General features: G+C 44.1%; 15 protein-coding genes. 2 read left to right on the plus strand and 13 right to left on the minus strand.

Translation table 11 applies throughout. The annotated features are described in order from the left end of the window. The first annotated feature begins 129 nt into the window (after nucleotides 1-129). A complete protein-coding gene (pepF, locus tag Ga0451573_RS14290) occupies nucleotides 130-1,935 on the plus strand; it encodes an oligoendopeptidase F (RefSeq protein WP_231684816.1) in 1,806 nt (601 codons plus the stop codon). Between the two features lie 21 nt (nucleotides 1,936-1,956). Here pepF and Ga0451573_RS14295 read toward each other — a convergent pair whose 3' ends face one another. The 12 genes from Ga0451573_RS14295 to Ga0451573_RS14350 all read right to left on the minus strand — a co-directional run bounded on the left by Ga0451573_RS14295 (nucleotide 1,957) and on the right by Ga0451573_RS14350 (nucleotide 17,149). After that, nucleotides 1,957-3,237 carry an ATP-binding protein gene (locus Ga0451573_RS14295; protein WP_231684817.1) on the minus strand — a complete coding sequence of 427 codons (1,281 nt, stop codon included), beginning with the start codon at nucleotides 3,235-3,237 and terminating at the stop codon, nucleotides 1,957-1,959. An 18-nt stretch (nucleotides 3,238-3,255) separates the two neighbouring features. Continuing rightward, nucleotides 3,256-3,597 carry an STAS domain-containing protein gene (locus tag Ga0451573_RS14300; RefSeq protein ID WP_231684818.1) on the minus strand — a complete coding sequence of 114 codons (342 nt, stop codon included), beginning with the start codon at nucleotides 3,595-3,597 and terminating at the stop codon, nucleotides 3,256-3,258. A 15-nt stretch (nucleotides 3,598-3,612) separates the two neighbouring features. Beyond that, a complete protein-coding gene (locus tag Ga0451573_RS14305; protein ID WP_231684819.1) occupies nucleotides 3,613-5,385 on the minus strand; it encodes a flagellar assembly protein A in 1,773 nt (590 codons plus the stop codon). A 16-nt stretch (nucleotides 5,386-5,401) separates the two neighbouring features. Further along, nucleotides 5,402-6,505, minus strand: a complete 1,104-nt coding sequence (locus Ga0451573_RS14310) for a PP2C family protein-serine/threonine phosphatase (RefSeq protein WP_231684820.1) — start codon at nucleotides 6,503-6,505, stop codon at nucleotides 5,402-5,404. 149 nt (nucleotides 6,506-6,654) lie between these two features. After that, entirely contained in the window at nucleotides 6,655-7,710 is a 1,056-nt protein-coding gene (locus Ga0451573_RS14315) for an HD-GYP domain-containing protein (protein WP_231684821.1), read from the minus strand. Nucleotides 7,711-7,735: 25 nt separating this feature from the next. Next, the gene (locus Ga0451573_RS14320) at nucleotides 7,736-9,796 is read right to left on the minus strand and encodes an HD domain-containing phosphohydrolase (protein WP_231684822.1); all 2,061 of its coding nucleotides are present in this window, start codon (nucleotides 9,794-9,796) and stop codon (nucleotides 7,736-7,738) included. 27 nt (nucleotides 9,797-9,823) lie between these two features. Continuing rightward, nucleotides 9,824-10,462: a response regulator gene (locus Ga0451573_RS14325; protein WP_231684823.1), complete on the minus strand. Its 639-nt coding sequence runs from the start codon at nucleotides 10,460-10,462 to the stop codon at nucleotides 9,824-9,826. A gap of 207 nt (nucleotides 10,463-10,669) precedes the next feature. Continuing rightward, complete coding sequence (locus Ga0451573_RS14330) at nucleotides 10,670-11,311, minus strand: response regulator (RefSeq protein ID WP_231684824.1); 642 nt, start codon at nucleotides 11,309-11,311, stop codon at nucleotides 10,670-10,672. After that, nucleotides 11,286-12,323 (minus strand): sensor histidine kinase, encoded by a 1,038-nt coding sequence (locus Ga0451573_RS14335; RefSeq protein ID WP_231684825.1) that lies wholly within the window; start codon nucleotides 12,321-12,323, stop codon nucleotides 11,286-11,288. The genes Ga0451573_RS14330 and Ga0451573_RS14335 overlap by 26 nt, the downstream gene beginning before the upstream one ends. 260 nt (nucleotides 12,324-12,583) lie before the next feature. Next, nucleotides 12,584-13,351 carry a response regulator gene (locus Ga0451573_RS14340; RefSeq protein WP_231684826.1) on the minus strand — a complete coding sequence of 256 codons (768 nt, stop codon included), beginning with the start codon at nucleotides 13,349-13,351 and terminating at the stop codon, nucleotides 12,584-12,586. A 22-nt stretch (nucleotides 13,352-13,373) separates the two neighbouring features. Next, on the minus strand, nucleotides 13,374-16,751 hold the full coding sequence (locus Ga0451573_RS14345; protein WP_231684827.1) for a [Fe-Fe] hydrogenase large subunit C-terminal domain-containing protein: 3,378 nt from the start codon (nucleotides 16,749-16,751) through the stop codon (nucleotides 13,374-13,376). 113 nt (nucleotides 16,752-16,864) lie between these two features. Continuing rightward, on the minus strand, nucleotides 16,865-17,149 hold the full coding sequence (locus Ga0451573_RS14350) for a chemotaxis protein CheB (protein ID WP_231684828.1): 285 nt from the start codon (nucleotides 17,147-17,149) through the stop codon (nucleotides 16,865-16,867). Nucleotides 17,150-17,262: 113 nt separating this feature from the next. On the opposite strand from Ga0451573_RS14350, the gene Ga0451573_RS14355 reads away from it, so the two are divergent. Beyond that, entirely contained in the window at nucleotides 17,263-18,402 is a 1,140-nt protein-coding gene (locus tag Ga0451573_RS14355) for a PRK06851 family protein (RefSeq protein ID WP_231684829.1), read from the plus strand. On the opposite strand, the gene Ga0451573_RS14360 is transcribed toward Ga0451573_RS14355, so the two are convergent. Next, a complete protein-coding gene (locus Ga0451573_RS14360) occupies nucleotides 18,382-18,645 on the minus strand; it encodes a PGPGW domain-containing protein (RefSeq protein WP_231684830.1) in 264 nt (87 codons plus the stop codon). The two genes, Ga0451573_RS14355 and Ga0451573_RS14360, sit on opposite strands and share 21 nt — an antisense overlap.

Raw genomic sequence — 18,645 nt, forward strand, 5'->3', positions numbered from 1 at the left:
GATGCCGATGAGACATGCATTCTGAGCTAGCCGGAAGCCCCCATCCTCTACACGAAGTATAGGTGGGGGAGGTTCACATTTTGAGTATGAAATACTATAATAAAGAAAAAACGCTGCGGAGGTATCTTAATGAACGAAACCAGCCAGACATTTCAGGAAAGAAAAAATATTCCGGAGCAGTATCTCTGGAAACTTAAGGATATTTACCCCAGTGAGGAACTGTGGGAAAAGGACTTTCAGGCCATACCGGGTTATGTGGACCAGATACAGCAGTACCGCGGCTGTGTGGCCGATACAGCAGAGAATCTGTATAACACCCTTGACCTGCAGAATAAAACCTCTGAGATCCTGGAACGGGTAGCTGCTTATGCCATGCTGCACAGGGACAAAAATACGGCTGACCAGCACAACCAGGGACTCTCTGACAGGGCTGTTGCCCTTAGTGTCCAGGTGGAAAGCAGGCTTTCCTTCATCATGCCGGAAATCCTGGAATTAGTCCCGGAAAAACTCGAGTCTTTTTTAGCGGAAGATGGGAGGCTGCAGAAATACCGCCACTTCCTGGAGAATCTCCAGCGTCAGAGAAACCACTTCCGCTCCCCGGAAGAAGAAGAAATAATGGCTTTAACGGGTGAAATGGCACAGGCGCCCGGAACCATCTTCAGCCTCCTGACCAATGCAGATATGGAATTCCCCGAGATAGAAGCAGCCGGGGAAAAAATCCGGCTTACCCAGGGCAATTTCATAGATTTCATGCAGAATCCGGTTCGCGAGGTAAGACAGAACGCCTTTAACTCCCTTTACGAGACTTTTGCCGCCTCTTCCAATACCATTGGAGCAACTTACAGCAGCAGTATCAAAGCAGACCTGTTCCAGGCCCGGGTACGGCGCTATGACTCTGCCCTGGAAGCAGCCCTGGACCCCGACAACCTCCCGGTCTCCTTTTATGACAGGCTGCTGGAATCTGTACACCGTCATTTACCGGCAGTCCACCGTTATATGGAGCTAAAAAAGAAACGTCTAGGGGTTGATGAACTGCGGGCCTATGACTTATATTTGCCATTAACCGGTGAGAGCAATTGGAAACCAACCATAGAGGTGGCCCAGCAGACAGTTATCAACGGGCTTTCCGTGATGGGTGAGGAGTATACAGCCCTCCTGGAAAAAGGCTTCCGGAACCGCTGGCTTGATGTCTATGAGACCAAAGGCAAAAGAAGCGGCGCCTATTCTATGGGAGTTTACGGAATACATCCCTATGTCCTGCTGAATTACCAGCCCAGTATGGAGAACGTATTTACCATAGCTCATGAAATGGGGCATGCCCTGCACAGCCATTATACCAATGAAACTCAGCCTTATGTCTACAGCCACTATCCCATTCTGCTGGCAGAGGTGGCTTCAACTGTCAATGAGGCGCTGCTCTTCCACCACCTGCTGGCCCAGGCTGAGCCTGATGAAAAAGCCGCTTTGCTGGAAAAAAACCTGGAACAGTTCCGGACCACCGTATTCCGGCAAATACTGTTTGCCGAGTTTGAGCAAAAAATCCATGCTATGGCTGAAGCAGGGGAGCCTCTCACTCCGGCCCGGTTCAGTGAGGTTTACGGGAAGCTGCTGGAGGAATACTATGGCCCCCATCTGGTCCTGGATGACCACATCCGGGGCGAGTGGGCCAGAATCCCCCACTTTTACTCGGCCTTTTATGTTTATAAATACGCCACAGGTTTTTCGGCTGCAATTGCCATCTCTGAGATGGTCTTAAAAGAAGGCAAAGGCTTTGTTGATCGTTATGTGGAATTCCTGAAAAGCGGGGGTTCTGACTATCCCCTGGAAACACTAAGGAAAGCGGGAGTTGACCTGGCAAGCGGTGAGCCGGTGGATAAAGCCCTTGACCTCTTTGAACAGCGCCTGGAGGAATTTGAACAAAGCTTCCTCACATAAAGGCAATAAAAAGGAAGTGCCTCAAAATTCCAGAGACACTTCCGTGCCACAACCCGATATTCCCTTATCCCGCTTATCTGTTACGGAAACATCTGCACCCTGGCGGCTGTTACGCTGCCGGTTGGAAAATACGACATCAAATATAAGGGTTGTCCCGTACTTTGATGTGAAAAGAACCATTTTATCTACAAAACCGAAAATTAAGCTGAACCCACAACCCGCCGAAATTTTTGTGGAAAAACCCTTATAAAAAATCATTTCAGGAAGTACATCAAAATCCATACCGGGGCCCTGATCTTCAAATATAAATTTCATTGAGTAATCACTTACTTTTCTAATAATAAATACCCCTGCCCCTGCGTGTTTGATAATATTGGCTGCCGCTTCCGCAATACAGAGCAGTACTTTCATTGAACCTTCATATTCAGAATACAGTGAATTTATGATTCGCTTTGCTTCCCTTCTGGCCAAAGTAACATCTTCTTGGGTCCTAATCCGTATTTCCAAAACTTTTTCGCCTTCAACTGTATGCTGCCGCACCTCTTCCCGCCCGACCAGGGACAGTTTTCCCTGAGTGACCGCGTAAATGACGTCTCTGTAGACAGCAAATATCTTTTCTCTTTGCCGTTTGGTAACCACAAGCTCTGACTCTAAAATTTCCTGGGACTTCTTTAACTGACCGACTACAACCCTGTACTGCAGTGCTAAAACCACTACCACCCCAGCCAACAGCAGCCCCAAAGCAAAAATTGCCCAAATCTGCTGTTGAATATAACCATTAGCATCACTGGTGATTTTCATCCTGTATTTTTTGCCGTCTAACACATGATCAAAAGACCCTTGGGCAATATAACCATGCCCGTTATACCAAACAGACCGGGTGCCGAGATTAATATAATCAGCCACCCTGGCAGAAATCCTTTCCGGCCAGGTCAGTTTTCTCTGCATACCGACATCAACAGATACCAGACTGTAAAAACTATCTGTTCCGGAATCAAAACCGGAAATTTCGATATTTAAAATGTTCCGGTATTTTCCCCTGTTGTGGTTAATCTCTGATTGAAGCTGTTTACTCAATTGCTTATTAAGATTCCGGTATAGGTCTTTATTTTCTGACGGACTTTCTATGACATGTATTAGCAAACTGGCTTCAAGTTCGATATCACGAACAAAATTTTTATACATTATATCCCGATAAGCAATAAACTGTGTGACAATTACCAAGCCCAATATGAAATATGCAACAATACCCGTATATACTGCGAAATAGCTGTTAGACTTTTTTAAAGTCTTTCGGTTCATATGTTTTTCATCAACTCCTCAGCTAAGACACTCAAATGAATCCTCACCCATTAACTCAGGGATACTGAGCAAATCAAATACTTCATATATTTCTTTGGGAATTCGTGTTACCATTACTTTAATATCCTGTTCCCGTAAATCTTTCATCACATTTATAAGTGTGCCAATACCGGTAGAATCAACAAATTCGATTCCTAAAAAATCCAAATGAACTTCGGTCAATCCGTCAGGCAGCCGTTCCACACACAGGCACAGCCGTTCCACACACAGGCGCAGCTGTTCAACTGTCGAAATTTCCAGCTCACCCGATAGTTTTAAGCAGATAAGGGATTTTCCGTTACTGGTTTCAATCTCTAACATATAGCTAACCTCCATTTAATCCGCGTTTAATTTTTCAATTTCCAGCTTCCCGTCCGGTTTAATATATGCTTTGACACTTCTGGACAGCCGGTTAAATTGATATTTCCCGAAACTCGATTTCACAGTTACTGCCGGATGAACTACCTGGGCCTTCAGGACCGAGCCTTCATTGATCTCAACAATACAAATCACATCTGCATTGGAACCTAATTCCTTTACATTTGCTATACCGGCTGCGCTAAGCCGGCCACCCCTGACTACAGCATTAATGTTGTTAATGTTGATATTCCCTCCTGCTGACAGTTTTGAAATTATGACCCCGCGTCCTGTAATCGTGATATCACCGGTGGCATTAATAACCGAATTTTGCACATAGCCTGCAGTTATGTGGGAAGGTTCTGTGAAGTTGTTATCTTCCTGCATTTTCCGCAGTATTCCTTCCACGGTCTTCAAAATATTTAAGACTTCCTGCCCGTTATTAATTCTTGAGGGATTGATGCCTGTCAGCTTCTGCAGGTATTCCAGGTCACGCATATATTCAGCCGATAGGGAAACTTTACTGGAATTAATAATCTCAAATATTTCTTCAATTAACTTTGGCAGCATCTTAAATTTGATATCAATCAACAGTTGAAAAAGTCTGCCTTCACCCTGCTGTAAATCATTAAGCTTAAATGAATGATGCTTTTTCAACACCTGAACAGCCTGTAACAAACCATAAATTAAGGAAAATACCTTTTTGAGATGAGGCAGCAGCCTGTTCAAGACAATGGCCGCACCACCGGCATTAAGCTCACTGCTGATTACATTTTTAAAGAGATTCATATTACCGCCGGCATATAATACAGCCTGAATAACATTACCATGGACAATGATATCTCTGCCTGCTTTAAGGGAAAATCCTTCCAGTACATCACCCCAAACAACAATATCCCCTTTAAAGGAAACGTTCCCCAGATTTACATCTACATCCCCGGGGACTGTGTACACCGGGATAACCTTAAGTACCTTTTGCCGCCGTCCATCCAACACCGGTCTGCCGGCATATGAAGCCACCGCCACCGTATTGTTTTTTAATAGTCTGACACCGTCACCTGCAAGTATCTGAACATCCTGGGGAGGTTCAGGTTCAATGGGTTCCCCAAATAAATCAACACCACCCGCCCCTTGAACCGCTTCAGTTTTTACAGCCAACACCTGCCCCACCTCTACCGACAGGTCCTGAGGTTTTTGGAAGGGATTTTCCTGTGGACTGCCGGCAGCCGTCTTTTCAAGGAAAGTATATTCAATTACCGCATTTTGGCTTGGCGTTGCGGGACGACCCCTTGCAATAAGGACTTTCTGCTCCCCTTCGGTATTGTATTCACAGATTCGTGAAACAGCCTGTTCACTTACACTGGCAATGCCCCGCTCTTTTAATAATTGCATAACTTCCCGGGGAGAAATTTTCCTTGGCGGAATCTCCGCCGCCGTCACAGTTCCAACCCTGGCTTGCAGACAGGAAGGGCAGTCTCTTACCCTGAATTCCCTGCCAAAACAGCGGTTAACAACCATGAAAGCACTAAGCCGGTCATCAGTAATTTCAACACTCATTTCCAAGTATGGTTCCTGACTGTGGGTTTCGATTCTGATATCATCTTCAGCAGCAACAATAACAGCTTTTGTAACAGTTTCCCCATTAACCAGTACCGTAAGGTTATGTAATGGTTCAATTGTGGGATATCTCCCCCCCTGCCGGGGATTAATTACAGTTACTTTGCCTTCAGTAATTGTTATAGATCCATCCACAATAAATAAGCACCTCTCATTCAACCTTTAAAACAATAAGTGTAATATCATCTCTCTGTTCACATGAACCGATATGCTCCATCAGGCGCATCGACAAAAAATCTCCCAAAGCCGCTGCTCCAAGGCAGTAATAATCCTTTAGGGATTCTGCCGCCCGCTGAAGACCGAACTGTTCACCCTGGATATTTTTAGCTTCAACCAGGCCATCTGAATAAAAAAGCACAATATCACCACTGCCTAATTTTATTGTCTGCATGTTATATGACTGCTCAGGACGCCCACCAACAAAAAATCCTTTGCTCTTTAATAACTGAACTTGTCCCGAGCCTGCTTTGAGGATTAAAGGAGGATTATGTCCCGCACTAGCATAAAAAAGCGCTTTCTGCAGTGGGTTATATAATGTATAGAACATGGTCAGGAACATCCCATTTACCGATAAATCGGGATATAAACTGCGGTTAATCTCTGACAAGACCACATTTGGAGCAATGTCCTGCTGGGCAAAAGAACGGGTTAATGTCCTGGCAATTGCCGTAAACAGCGCAGCCGGAATCCCCTTCCCCATAACATCACCAATAGCAATTCCCAGGTTCTGGTGCCGGGTAATGATAAAATCATAAAAATCACCACTGGTCTCATGTGTCGGTACAGCACGCCCCCAAAGCGTTATCCCCTTAACCTCCGGTATCTTTTGGGGCAAAAGACTTTGCTGAATACTGCCGGCCAGTTCAATTTCTTTACGCAGGCTTTTTTGCCTGGCGCTCGTAAACGCATTCTTGAACTGTTCAATTCCGAAAGCCAGCTCAGTTGCCATATGATGCAGTATTTCCGTTAAGGTTTCACTTTTCCCCTCGGGACAGTATAAGGTAATGCTTCCGGTGACAATATTGCAGTTGAATATTGGAATTCCTATTACATCCAGGGAAGGTTCGCCCCCTCTTCCCAGATCCTTAATTCCTAAAGTCTTGACTAAAACCGGAGCTTTTTTACAGATAATACTCTTGTTTATTTCATAGTCCATATTGGAGACGGTCAAATCATCTATGCTCCAGCCTGCTTCAAAATAACCCAGCCGATGCCGGCTGTTGCCTCCGTTTAACCATATACTGCAGCATTTCAATCCGATTTCACTGCATATCTCTCTACATAGGGTCGTAAAACCGGCTTCGCTATTCTCCCGCCACAATGTTGAACAAACAAGGTACATGATTCTTTCATTATTTATGCCTTCCGCTTTAAGCCCTCCCTTCCAGGAACTCTCGTATACCGCTATGGTTCTTCGACAACAATTGTTTGAATGAAATACTCGGGATTTGCTTCCAGGTCTATTTCAAAAGGAGGGGCTACCCTGGCTCCCAGCCTGTTTTTAAAAACCCGGACCACCGGACGGGAGGGGTGATTCTTGTTTGCCCTGGTAACCAAAGCCTGTACTCCTGAATTCAATTGGACCACAGAACCGATAGGAAACACCGCAATTATTCCCACAAACACCTTCAGTATTTCAGGATCAAACCAGATGCCACCATACTTAATGAGGTATTGAATGGCCTGATGAGGCAATACCAGTTGTTTATTAGACCCAAGGCCTACAAAATTGTCATATATGGCAGTAACTGCTACTATCCTGGCATACTCGCAAATCTCGTCCCCGGCCAAGCCCCGGGGGTAACCCGAGCCGTCGAATTTTTCATGGTGCTGTAAGGCTACATGTGCCGACATCAGGCTGACCCCCTCCTTTTTTCTTAAAATCTGAAATCCCAGCTCCGGGTGTTTCAAAATCTGTTTATTTTCTTCCGGTGAAAGGGGTGTCGGCTTTTTTAGCAGCTCCGGAGGCAGCAAAATAACCCCGATGTCGTGGAATAAAGCCCCACATGCCAGCTGTCTCAGCTGTTTGTCATTATATCCCATGCCTAAACCGGTGATTACAGAGAGAACGGTAGTATTTACACTATGGTAGAAGCCTTCATCATTGGCTGCCCGCATATCAATGAGTGCAACTAACAAGTCTCGGGATGTAACCAGTTCTGAAACTAAGTCATCGACGACTTTATTTACCCTTCTAATATCAAAATCAGACCGCAGACGCAGATTGGTCACCACATCCCTGGCTACACTTAGAGCTTCCAGACGCGTTTGATTAGAAACTACTTCGTCATATTCCACTTTGCCAATATTTTCATCCCGTACGTATATGGCGGGAACACCGATATCCTTTAACCGCTGGATATACCGGGCATCAATGTGCACACCTTTATTAAGGAGGATTTCTCCTGTAGACCCGATTATTGCCCGCTCCACAATCATTCCGGGTTTAACTTTATCCACTGGAATCACCCGCATAGTATTCACCTCAAATTGCTTTATTGGCAGTTGGTACCTCTTCGCTGCCGGTACTGGAATCCAGTTTCTGCTCCAGGATAAGGGTAGTACCATGTTCCCCTGTTTTTAAATATATTTTGTTCATTAATTCCATCAAGAGAGTAAACCCTAATCCTAATGCTTTATTGTCTTTCACCCCTCTGACAAGGGTAGCCTTGGGTAAATCCCGCAGGCTTAGACCCGGTCCGGAGTCTTCAGCGATTACCCTGATCTTACCGTCATTACACAAATACCATGCCAGCATACCTCCGGAAGCATGTTTCACCATATTGGTAGCCACCTCTGAAATACACAGTAGGAATTTATTGATTTCCGGGTCAGGCACCCTGTGTTTCAGACAGTCCTTTACTGCTTGGCGGACCATCCTAACATCACCGGGTTCTTTCACAACTGCCTCCCCCAGTTTTTTCCCTTCATTGCTCAGCCGGGTAATATCCCAGTCATCCGAAATAACCAAACGCCCTCTGGTAACCGCATCCAGAACATCCTCAAAAACATTACTTAATTTATCAAACTGCCATTCAGAGTCCACTTTATCCTGAAACAACTTTTTCTCCAGACCGGTTAGTAAAGCGTCAACAACCAAGGGATCAAACTGAATGCCTGCCCACTTAACCAACTCATTTACAGCAGCATTATCATCTTTGCCCGGCCGGTAGACACGGTCTGCCGTTATGGCATCAAAGGCATCGGCAACCGCCAGTATCCTGGCTCCTAGCGGAATAGCTTCACCTTTTAATCCATCAGGATAGCCTTTGCCGTCCCAGCGCTCATGGTGGTGGTAAACAAAAGGCAGCAGGGTTTTAAATAACTCTATGGGTTTTAAGATCTGGGCGCTGATATATGGATGAACCTTTATCTGGTTAAACTCGATTGAGGTAAGGTTATCCGGCTTATTTAATATTTTTTCCGGAATACCTATTTTCCCGATATCGTGGAGCAACCCTGCTAACCTGATATCCTCAATTTCCTCTGCCGGTAAACTTAACTCTTTGGCAATCATTATAGCAAGCTGGGAGACCTGTTCAGAGTGTCCTTTAGTATAAGGGTCCCTGGCATCCAATGCCTGGACCAGGGAATGGATAGTCGTCTCAAGGGACTCTCTCTGCATCCTGAAAAGCGACCTGTTTTCCACTAACAGGCCAAGCTGGCCGGCCAATAAGGTCAACAGGAGGTAGTCTTCTGAATCAAAGTCCATAAAGTCAGCAAAATCCTCATCAAATTTATTCATAACACTGAGAAAACCCTGGTGGCTATTGTCACAATTAATGGGAACACAAAGCATGTTCTTATAATTTAGTCCGCTAATATCCTTAATGGAGTGTCCATCAGCTGCCTCCAATATAGTTCCCCATAAAGGCTTACTGTCCCCAAAAAAGCCCTTGACAATATATTGGTTTTGTTGACCAAGCAAAGCAATGATAGACTTCTCTGCCCGGAATAGTCTGGACAATAAAGCGCAAACCGGGGCAAAAAGGCTGTATTCTTCATCAACAATATTTTCATCAAGGATCAATTCACTATTCTTATACCTGTCCAAGGCAAATAGGGTTTTTTCAAATGCTTTTATTGAGAAATCTATCCTCTTTTTATTAAAATACCCAGGTGCTTCAGATAAGCTTATTACTGCCTGGCGGATAGACTTTCGCTGCGAAAAATGAACCAGGGCAGACTCATATCCATTTATTATCTCTTTCAGAGGGGATTTTATAAAACTGTTAATTTCTCTTTTGGTATGTAAAACAAAATGTTTATCCCTGAAAGCCAGGTCTTCCAGTACCTCATGGCAGCCCGGGCTACCCGGCATTTTTTCAGTAAGCTGGGGAAGATTTAATACCGCTTCAGGGTTAAAGCCCTGCCCCGTATCTATAAATATCATGCCGGCATCCACCTCCAGGTCATTCAGGGCTGCCCGGCAGAGTATATGCTTAATATTGGCATTCCCCCCGGGAAAACTCAGGTACTTACTGATTTCACCGGCATCCCTCAGATTTTGTATCTGGTTGGTTTGCCAGCTCACAGTTTTATTCATAACATTTATCCCCCCAAAAGTCCTCTTCTATATAATCCTCCTGTCTTTGGCATAACAGACCAGCTGAGCCCTGCTCCTCAGGTTCAGTTTGGCCTTAATATTGGCTCTGTGGCTTTGGATAGTTTTCACACTTACAACAAGTTCATCTGCTGTCTCTTTATTGGAATAACCCAGAGCAAGCAGCCTGAGGACATCAACTTCCCGTCTGGTAAGTTCTAAACGGGCCGGGCCGCCACTTGCTTTCTGCCAAAAATCGCAAACTAAATTTCCGGCTAAAACAGGGTCAATATATGTCATCCCATTGACAACATTCCTGACTGCGTTGATAACCTCGGTCTGTGGCGACTGTTTTAATATAAAGCCTGCGGCACCTCTTCTGATAGCTTCGCTCAGGTATCCCTCATCATCATACATAGTCAGCATGATTATTTTTGTTTTATGGGCACGTTCCTTTAAAGTATCAATTACATGCAATCCACTAAGATCCGGCAAACTTATGTCAAGTAACAATATATCAGGAAGCATAGCGGCGACGGCATTGACTGCATAATTAGCATCTAAGGCCACACCAACTACTTCCATGTCAGGTTGGCTGTTAATAATATATGTCAGGCCGGCTAATAGCACCTCATGGTCATCAACCAAGAAAACCCTGGTTTTTTCCACTTATTTCACCTTCCGCTTTTTCTTTTTTGCATAATCTTTTACATTTCGACAAATTTTTCAGTTCTATCCTTATTTTACCACTTGCTGCCACTCCACCACATCGGGCTTTTTAATTATTTTTTGCTGCAAAAACCCGCAAAAAAGCTAACCTCTAATCAGGGATAATCCCTGATTAGAGGTTAGCTTTTAGTAAGCAATTTCTCACTATTATATTATTTTATTTCCCATCGCATACCGTACCAATTCAGATCGTTTCTGAACTCCAAGCTTGGACCTGATACTGGCCTTATGGGATTCTACAGTTTTACTGCTAATAACCAGTTCTTCGGCTATTTCTAAGTTAGAATACCCCAGAGCGATTAATCTTAATACCTCTGTTTCACGTTCACTGAGCTTCAAGGAGGAGTTTTGGTGAAAAACAGGTTCCGGGGACCAAACCCTGGATAAAAGGGCTCCTGCCATTACAGGGTCAATTACCCGCCCTCCCCTGGCTACTTCTTTAATAGAACTGATAAGTGTCGTATCTGTTGCCTTTTTTACAATATACCCATGCGCTCCGGCCTCAATGGCCTTTTTCAAATACGTCTCTTCTTCATGCATAGTGAGAATAAGAATACAGGTTTGCTGCCCTCGTGCCCTTAATTCTTTGATCACTTCAATTCCATCACAGCCCGGAAATGACAGGTCCAACAGAAGTACATCCGGCTTTAAAGAAACCACGGCATGGACCACTTCCTTACCGTCACCGACCTCACCGATGACTGCCATATCTTCCTGGGAGTTAATCAGGAGGCGTAAACCTGTTCTTAACACATTATGATCATCAGCCAGTAACACCTTTATTTTCACCGTTTACTTCCTCCCCATTTAGCGGTATCTTTAAATAGATGGTGGTTCCATTACCCGGCTCAGACTCAATAATCAACTGCCCATTGACCAATAAAGCCCTCTCTTCCATCCCCAAAAGTCCAAATTTTCTACTATATACAGCATTATTCAGAACTTCATCAACCTCAAAACCTTTTCCGTCATCTTCAATTACTAGCGAAAAATACCGGGCATGTTTTAACAGGACTATACTGATATTATTGGCTATTCCATGCTTAACGGCATTATTTACAGATTCCTGAGCAACCCTGAAGGCACAGGTACTAACCTCCGGGGGCAAAACTACGCCTTCCATGGCGTAGGCCTGTATATCGGCATTTATTCCGGCTCTGTTAAGTGGTGAAAGCAGATGCCTGGTAATGGCGGCTTCCAGCCCAATATCATCCAATGAGCTGGGCCGAAGTTCCCAAATTAGATTTTTAATATATTTCTGAGTGCGGTCAATCATGTCTCTAATATTTTGAGTACGTTCCCTGACCTTTTTTAACCCTGTTAAGTCATCAATAACCCGCAGTTCCAGATTCATTGCCGTCAGGTATTGGCCTACCTGATCATGGAGTTCCCTGGATATCTTTTTCCTCTCTTCCTCCTGAACATTCATAATTTTACCCAGTATCTTTTTTCTTTTCATATCAATAAATTCAGCTTCAGAACTGATTTTCTGTATATCTAATCTCAGGGAATTGAAAGCTGCAATTAATTCCCGCACCTCAAATACATGGGAAGTTAATGCCCTGGTATTGTGGGAATCACCATGGGCTAAAGTTTTCATGGCTGCTGCCAATTCCGTCAGAGGCCCGGTAACATGTTGGGTTAGCCAGTATACATTAAGCCAGCCAAAAAACCATACTATAACACCTGATAAAACCCACTTCTGTTGTAAACCGGAAACTGCCCCAAGTAACAGGATAACCCCCGTTGCTCCAATTGTTACTTTTAAACCCAGGTTTATTTGTTTACACTTCAACACCATTATCATCATCCCCAGAAACGATATCGACCATATTTTCTTAGTAATCAATAGTATCGAAAACGATTCCCATAAAACATATATAATTAGTATAACATATCAAGACCTGCTGCCAAGTTTTAGTACACCCATTTGTATGAATATCCTGTTAAAATGAACTGTTTATCTGTGGCTTTTTCAAAATAACAACAACCGGTCCCTTTTCAGACCGGCTGTTGTTATAGTTTAATTAACGGACATCTGTGAGAAATCCTGATTATAAGTTAGCCAATAAATAATTCAGATAATCCACTGATATGCTTTTCTCTAACCCAATTGATAAATTCTTTATTCTGAGAGGTTACAGTTAATTTGCCATTTGCCCCAATTATGAGGTTATTAATTTCGGCAATTTTATTAAGTAACTCCTCGGGAAATGTCTCCACTCTGCCAAAATTAACAGCCACACTTAAGGGCTGCACATAAAGAAGCCCCTGGATTGCCTGAACAAGTGACCCTATATTGTCCATTGACAAAAGCTTTGTGAGTCTAATGTGGAATGTTGCATCAACGTTTTTAACTATAAAGGGGCTTTGGGGTTCTTCCTCAACGGGCGATGTCCTTGTTTCAGGAGCTGCTGTTGTTGATTCCGGCTTTTTGGGCAGTTCCGCTTTGACGGCAGGCTGAGGTACAATCCCCAAAATCTTATTAACAACCGCAACAAGATTTTCCGGATTAATGGGTTTAATAATATAATGCTTAGCTCCACACTTTAAAGCATCCAACACCATATGTTTTTGATCCAGCGCACTGACCATTATTATTTTCGCTTTAGGAAAATCTGCTATGATACGTTTTACCGCTTCAAGCCCATTGACTTCAGGCATATTTATATCCATTGTTACCAGATCAGGGGAGTTGGTCTTATATAGATTATAGGCCTGTCCCCCATCAGAAGCCTGAGCGACAATTTCGTGACCTGCATGGGTTAATGTGTGGATAATGTTTCTTCGCATTACGGCAGAATCGTCAACTACTAAAATACGGGCCATTTTTACACCTCCAAGAAATTAACTAATTACCGGTATGTTTTTCCGGCTGCCGGGGAACCACAATATTAAGGCAGAGCTTCCCTGCACGTGTTTCAATATTGCACGTTGAAATCATGGATTCCTGATATTTGACCAGGGCATCTCTTGAAAAAATAGATACGGGGGTGTCAATTACAATCATTTCCTGGAGGCCGGGGAAGGATTTCAGGGAATTGCCCAATATCGTGTTGGTGCATTCCGCCAGCACATCTTCCATGTATTCCGCTTCCTCGTCCCTGTTCAGGTCTTCCAGGATAAACTTTCTGACCACCATTCTTAATACTTCCTCTTCCATACTGATAACAAATAACCCCTCTATAGCGCCTTTTATTGTAATATAAGCCGTGAACTTGTAAAGCAATACCCTTTCCGGTGTGCTGACATCAAAATATTCAGTGGCATCCATTTCCAGATTAACGTGGTTCCTTAGATAATTGCTTGTTGTTTCAATAAGGGGTTTCATAATTTCGGATGCAGCCAATCCCCAGAATTGTTCGTTTTCCATAGGAATAGCAAATATGAATTCGGTGCCCTGGCCGGGACAGGTCTTAACTTCAACTGACCCGCCAAGTTTCTCCAATTCCCCTTTTACCGCGCCAAGGCCAACACCCCGTCCTGATACGTCCGTAACCTGGTCCTTGGTAGAAAAGGAGTCTTTAAAAATGAAATTTACAATTTCCGCTTCCGAAATACCGGCAGCTTCTCCCTGACCTAAAAAGCCTTTTGCAACTATTTTGCTTCTTAGTTTATTACTATCAATACCTCTCCCATCATCTGCAACTGTTAGAAAAATCTTGCTGTCCCGTTGGCAGATATGGCATTTAATCCTGCCGTACTCAGATTTCCCGGATTCTATCCGTTCATCCATTGTTTCTATACCATGATCGACGGCATTGCGGAAGACGTGCACCAGGCTTCGGATAAAATCATTATATCTTTCCGGGTCCACAAAAACCGGTTCGGCCTCCAACTCAACCGGATAAATCTCTTTTTGATAACGCTCGGCTAATTTGATTACATAATCCTGATAGGATTCCAGGAGTGCATCAAAAGGCCTGTATCTTAACTTCCTTAGTTCCACCACAAGTATTCTGCATTCAGTTGGGGGCAGAATAGATTCCACCTTTTTCTCCAGTTCGATAAGTTTTGACTTGCTGATTGTCAACATATCTTCACTGGATAAGAATTCGGGACCGAGGACGTCTTCTAATCGTTTGATATCTTCGGTGAGCCAGGATTTTATATCGAATTCCTGAACAAAACGGTTCAAATCGTCATTACCCATCTCCGAAACAAGCTGCTTACCAAATGCTGCAATATTACTCTCAAAGTCATGTAATAGCTCTGTAACACCTGTCATATAAAACTGGCTGAAGTTACCTTTATATGTATGAACATATCTGAAAATCTCTGCAATTTTCTTTTCCAGAGATTTCTCGCTGTTAATAATCTCATGTAACAGGGTGTCACAGAAATACCGGTATTCTTTTACCGTTTGAATAAAATCATTATAACTTACTACCACCTTCACAACCATCTTCAGGGTATTTCTTTCATTCTCCATTTGGTTCTCTAACAGCCGCTTATCGGTAACATCTGTTAAAATCGCCATACACGTTTTGGATTTTGCTGTGGTATCATTTATAATTTTATATTCGGCTTCAATATGCTTGCTGCCGATTTCTATTTTTTCAGGCAGCAGCGGCAGGTAAAGATCTGCCACCATGTCGTCACTTTCCTGATTAAAAATTTCTATAAGAAGGGACTCAATAAATTCCTTATTCTCTTCATTCTGTGGAGAAATCAACTCCGCGAATCTGATCCCCGCGATTTCCCGTTCGAAGATTCTTCTGCACTCAGAACTATATTCATGATTTACGCACAGGTCCGGCCCAACTGTCAGGAAGCCCTGTCCGGCATTATTTAACAGGTTTCTAACAGCCACAGTCCTTTCAGCTACTTTTCTTTCCAACACTTCATTCCAGGCAGCTATCTCATCTCTGGACTTCTGGATCTCTTCCGCTTGAACTTCCACCTTATTCAGGTTTATTTCATTTTCCTTAAACAGGTAGTACTTACAGCTTTCCACGTGGTTGAGGCCGTTTACAATTGCTGTCATCATACTCCGGCAATTCCCATAACCACATGAGGCACAATTAATACTGCGCTCCTCCTCGGTAAGCTTGTGCATCCGCTCCCAGGTCAATTCCTCTTCTTCCTTGGAAGGCTCACGCAAGTATCTGTTTGAGGAGTTATCGGAATATGCTCTGGAAAAGTCAATTTTTTCATCATCAATTAATTTGTATTGTTCCTCGAACAGACCCGGGTTGGGTTCATCGGCAGCATTATGCTTTTTTATCTGCTCTTCTCTGCGCCTGTCCATAATCCGGTCAACCTGAAAATGAGTGTGACGGTGCGTTACAGCCGGACCGATATTACACCCATGCTGGCAATTAAGAATGTCAACCAAAAGCGGCGCCCTGCCATCCCTGATGTCATTCTCAAGTTCAGGCAGGTAGTTTAAATAAACCTCTTGAGGTCCCTCAATCCGGGGAACATCAGCCTTTTTAAAGGGGACACCAAAACGGCGAAAGGTCTCGGTTAGTCCTCCGGGCTGCGAAAAAACCACCGCCCGTTCCGCTTCAGGTGAGTCAAATCCGGATGGTTCCAGGTTCTCTAAGGAAATGCCCTGCTCATTGAAATATTTATCCAGGGACTGGTAAGTAATATTATATGAAACTATTCCCCGGGTATTAGGATCATGTACCTCTCTCCGCTTGGCAAAACAGGGACCTAAAAAAGCCAGCTTAAGATTCCTGTACATTGATTGACTTTTGACCCATTTGGCAGCAGCTAAAGCCGGCGAATCAGTAGGAGCAAGGTAAGGAATTAAATCTGTATGGTAAATTTCTATACAACTGACAACAGCAGGGCAGGGTTGGGCAATTAAGGGGGTTTGAGTTCCTGACTTAACCAGTTTTAGATACTGGTAAGCTGCAATTTCCGCTCCGAAACTCACATCAAACACATATTTAACTCCCAATTCCCGTAAAGAGGTAATCAACCTCGGCAGCAGTCCGTCATAATTTACTGCCGCAGCAGGGGCAACAAGTACTCCCAGCGGAACTCCCGCCTGGCTATCCTGTAAGAATTCCGGGAAATCATCGATTCCTGACCTGGCATTATGTCCCTTTTCTCTGCAGGCGCGGATGCATTCGCCACAGCCAATGCAGAGGTCTGGATTAACTGAGATTCCATCCGGTTCCACAACATTACAGAGCTTTACCGGACATACGAGTAAGCAAGCCAAACAGTGCTGGCATTTGTCTTTGTCTAAGCTGATTATTTCTGGCAACCCCATAAAATTCTCCTTACTGTCAAATATTTTTATTTATCTACATATTTCGTCAAATTATTTATATTTTCTTATTCGCCGGGGAAAACGGCTTTCCCTTCCATAATGTAGAAGAAATCTTAATAAAAAAAATTGAGTGGAATTAAAGCAGGGGTGGATGTGTCTAGGAATACATCCACCCCTGTCCGTACTATTTTTTTAGGTTCTATCTCAATAGCTCTTTTGGGCATCCCAAAAATAACGGAGGTTTCTTTGCTCTGGGCAATTGTGTATGCCCCCGCCTGCCGCAGTGTGAACATGCCCTTTGCCCCATCATCACCCATACTAATTATCTCGGGCTTAAACTTCTCAATCAACATTGTCCTGGTTTCAACAACCGTTTCATTGCCATCCTGAGTTCCCAAAAGGTTCCTTTCCAGTTCTGTTAAAACTCCTTAAAAAAGTACTCCCTGTGTGTCAATATCCACCGGCATGTCATATGATATATCACCCTGCTAATTAAAGGAGGTTGACAAACTTGACCAAAGGTAAACTTAAAAAGATGCTCCCGGGCGGGAACACTTCACAGGGGTTCTATTCTTACTATGATAACATCATCAGACCTGATGCCAACCGTATTTTCATCATCAAAGGCGGCCCCGGTGTGGGAAAATCAACCCTGATGCGTTCAATCGGGGAAACAATGCTTGACATGGGTTATGACGTCGAATTCCACTGCTGCTCCTCTGACAATGGGTCCCTTGACGGGGTGTGTATTCCGGAAATCGGGGTAGCCATGCTGGACGGGACTGCACCCCATGTGGTTGACCCTAAAAATCCGGGGGCAGTTGACGAGATTGTCCATCTCGGTGACTTCTGGGACGAAACCCTGCTGAGGCAAAACAAGCCTGCCATACTGGAAACAAACCGCCGGGTCGGGCGCTGCTTTCAAATGGCCTATTTTGCCCTTAAGGAGGCAAAAGTAATCCGTGACGAGTGGGAAAGCTATATAACTGAGGCAGTCGATTTTACCCGGGTTAATGAAGTAACCCTTCAGATTTCGGAAGAAATCTTTTCTGCTGTAAAACCTGATTTTACCCGCCCTCCCAAGGCCCGGCATCTCTTTGCCAGCGCCATTACTCCAGATGGGTCGGTAAATTACCACGATACTATACTGCAGGACACGCGTAAACTCTATACAATCAAAGGTGAACCGGGCAGCGGCAAGGCTGCACTGCTTGCTAAACTGGCCGCTCAGGCGGCCTCTCTGGGACTTGATACCGAGCAATATCATTGTTCCCTGGTCCCTCAGAACATCGATGTTCTGGTGCTACCCAGACTCTCGGTGGCAATTGCCAATTTATCGGCGCCGGTATACTTTGACCCCAACTGCCTGCCCAACCTTGAAGTTTCCAAAGAAATTAATCTCTCAGCTTTTCTGGATACAGAAGCCTTGAACAACTTTGCTGATGAAATCACCGGATGCAGAACGAGGTTTGAAGCTGCCTTTAACAGGGCTGTAAAAAGACTTAACCAGGCTAAAACAGAACACGACCTGATGGAATCATACTACGCCCCCGCCATGAACTTCCATGACATTAATGCAAAAAAAGAACAGCTCCTGGCGCGAGTCATCAGATATGCTGAGGAAAACGCTTCAGATCCTTTTCCTGAATAATTCCCGGAATTTGTCTTGGAACCATGTCTTAAGGTTCATAAACCTGCCGTACAATCCAGGGTAGCGCTGTTTCAACTTGTCAAACTGTTTTTTTGCCCACTGGGACTCATGTGAGAGCAGGTAGAAACCAACCAGCAAAAAAAATATCCCTTGTAAAAATGGCAGAAACAGCCCGGCAACCCCAAATATTATAAAAAGCCATCCGAATACCAGTATTAAAACCCGTTTTGCCTGTGCCTTCAT

This window comes from Phosphitispora fastidiosa (assembly GCF_019008365.1).
Lineage (GTDB): Bacteria > Bacillota > Thermincolia > Thermincolales > UBA2595 > Phosphitispora > Phosphitispora fastidiosa.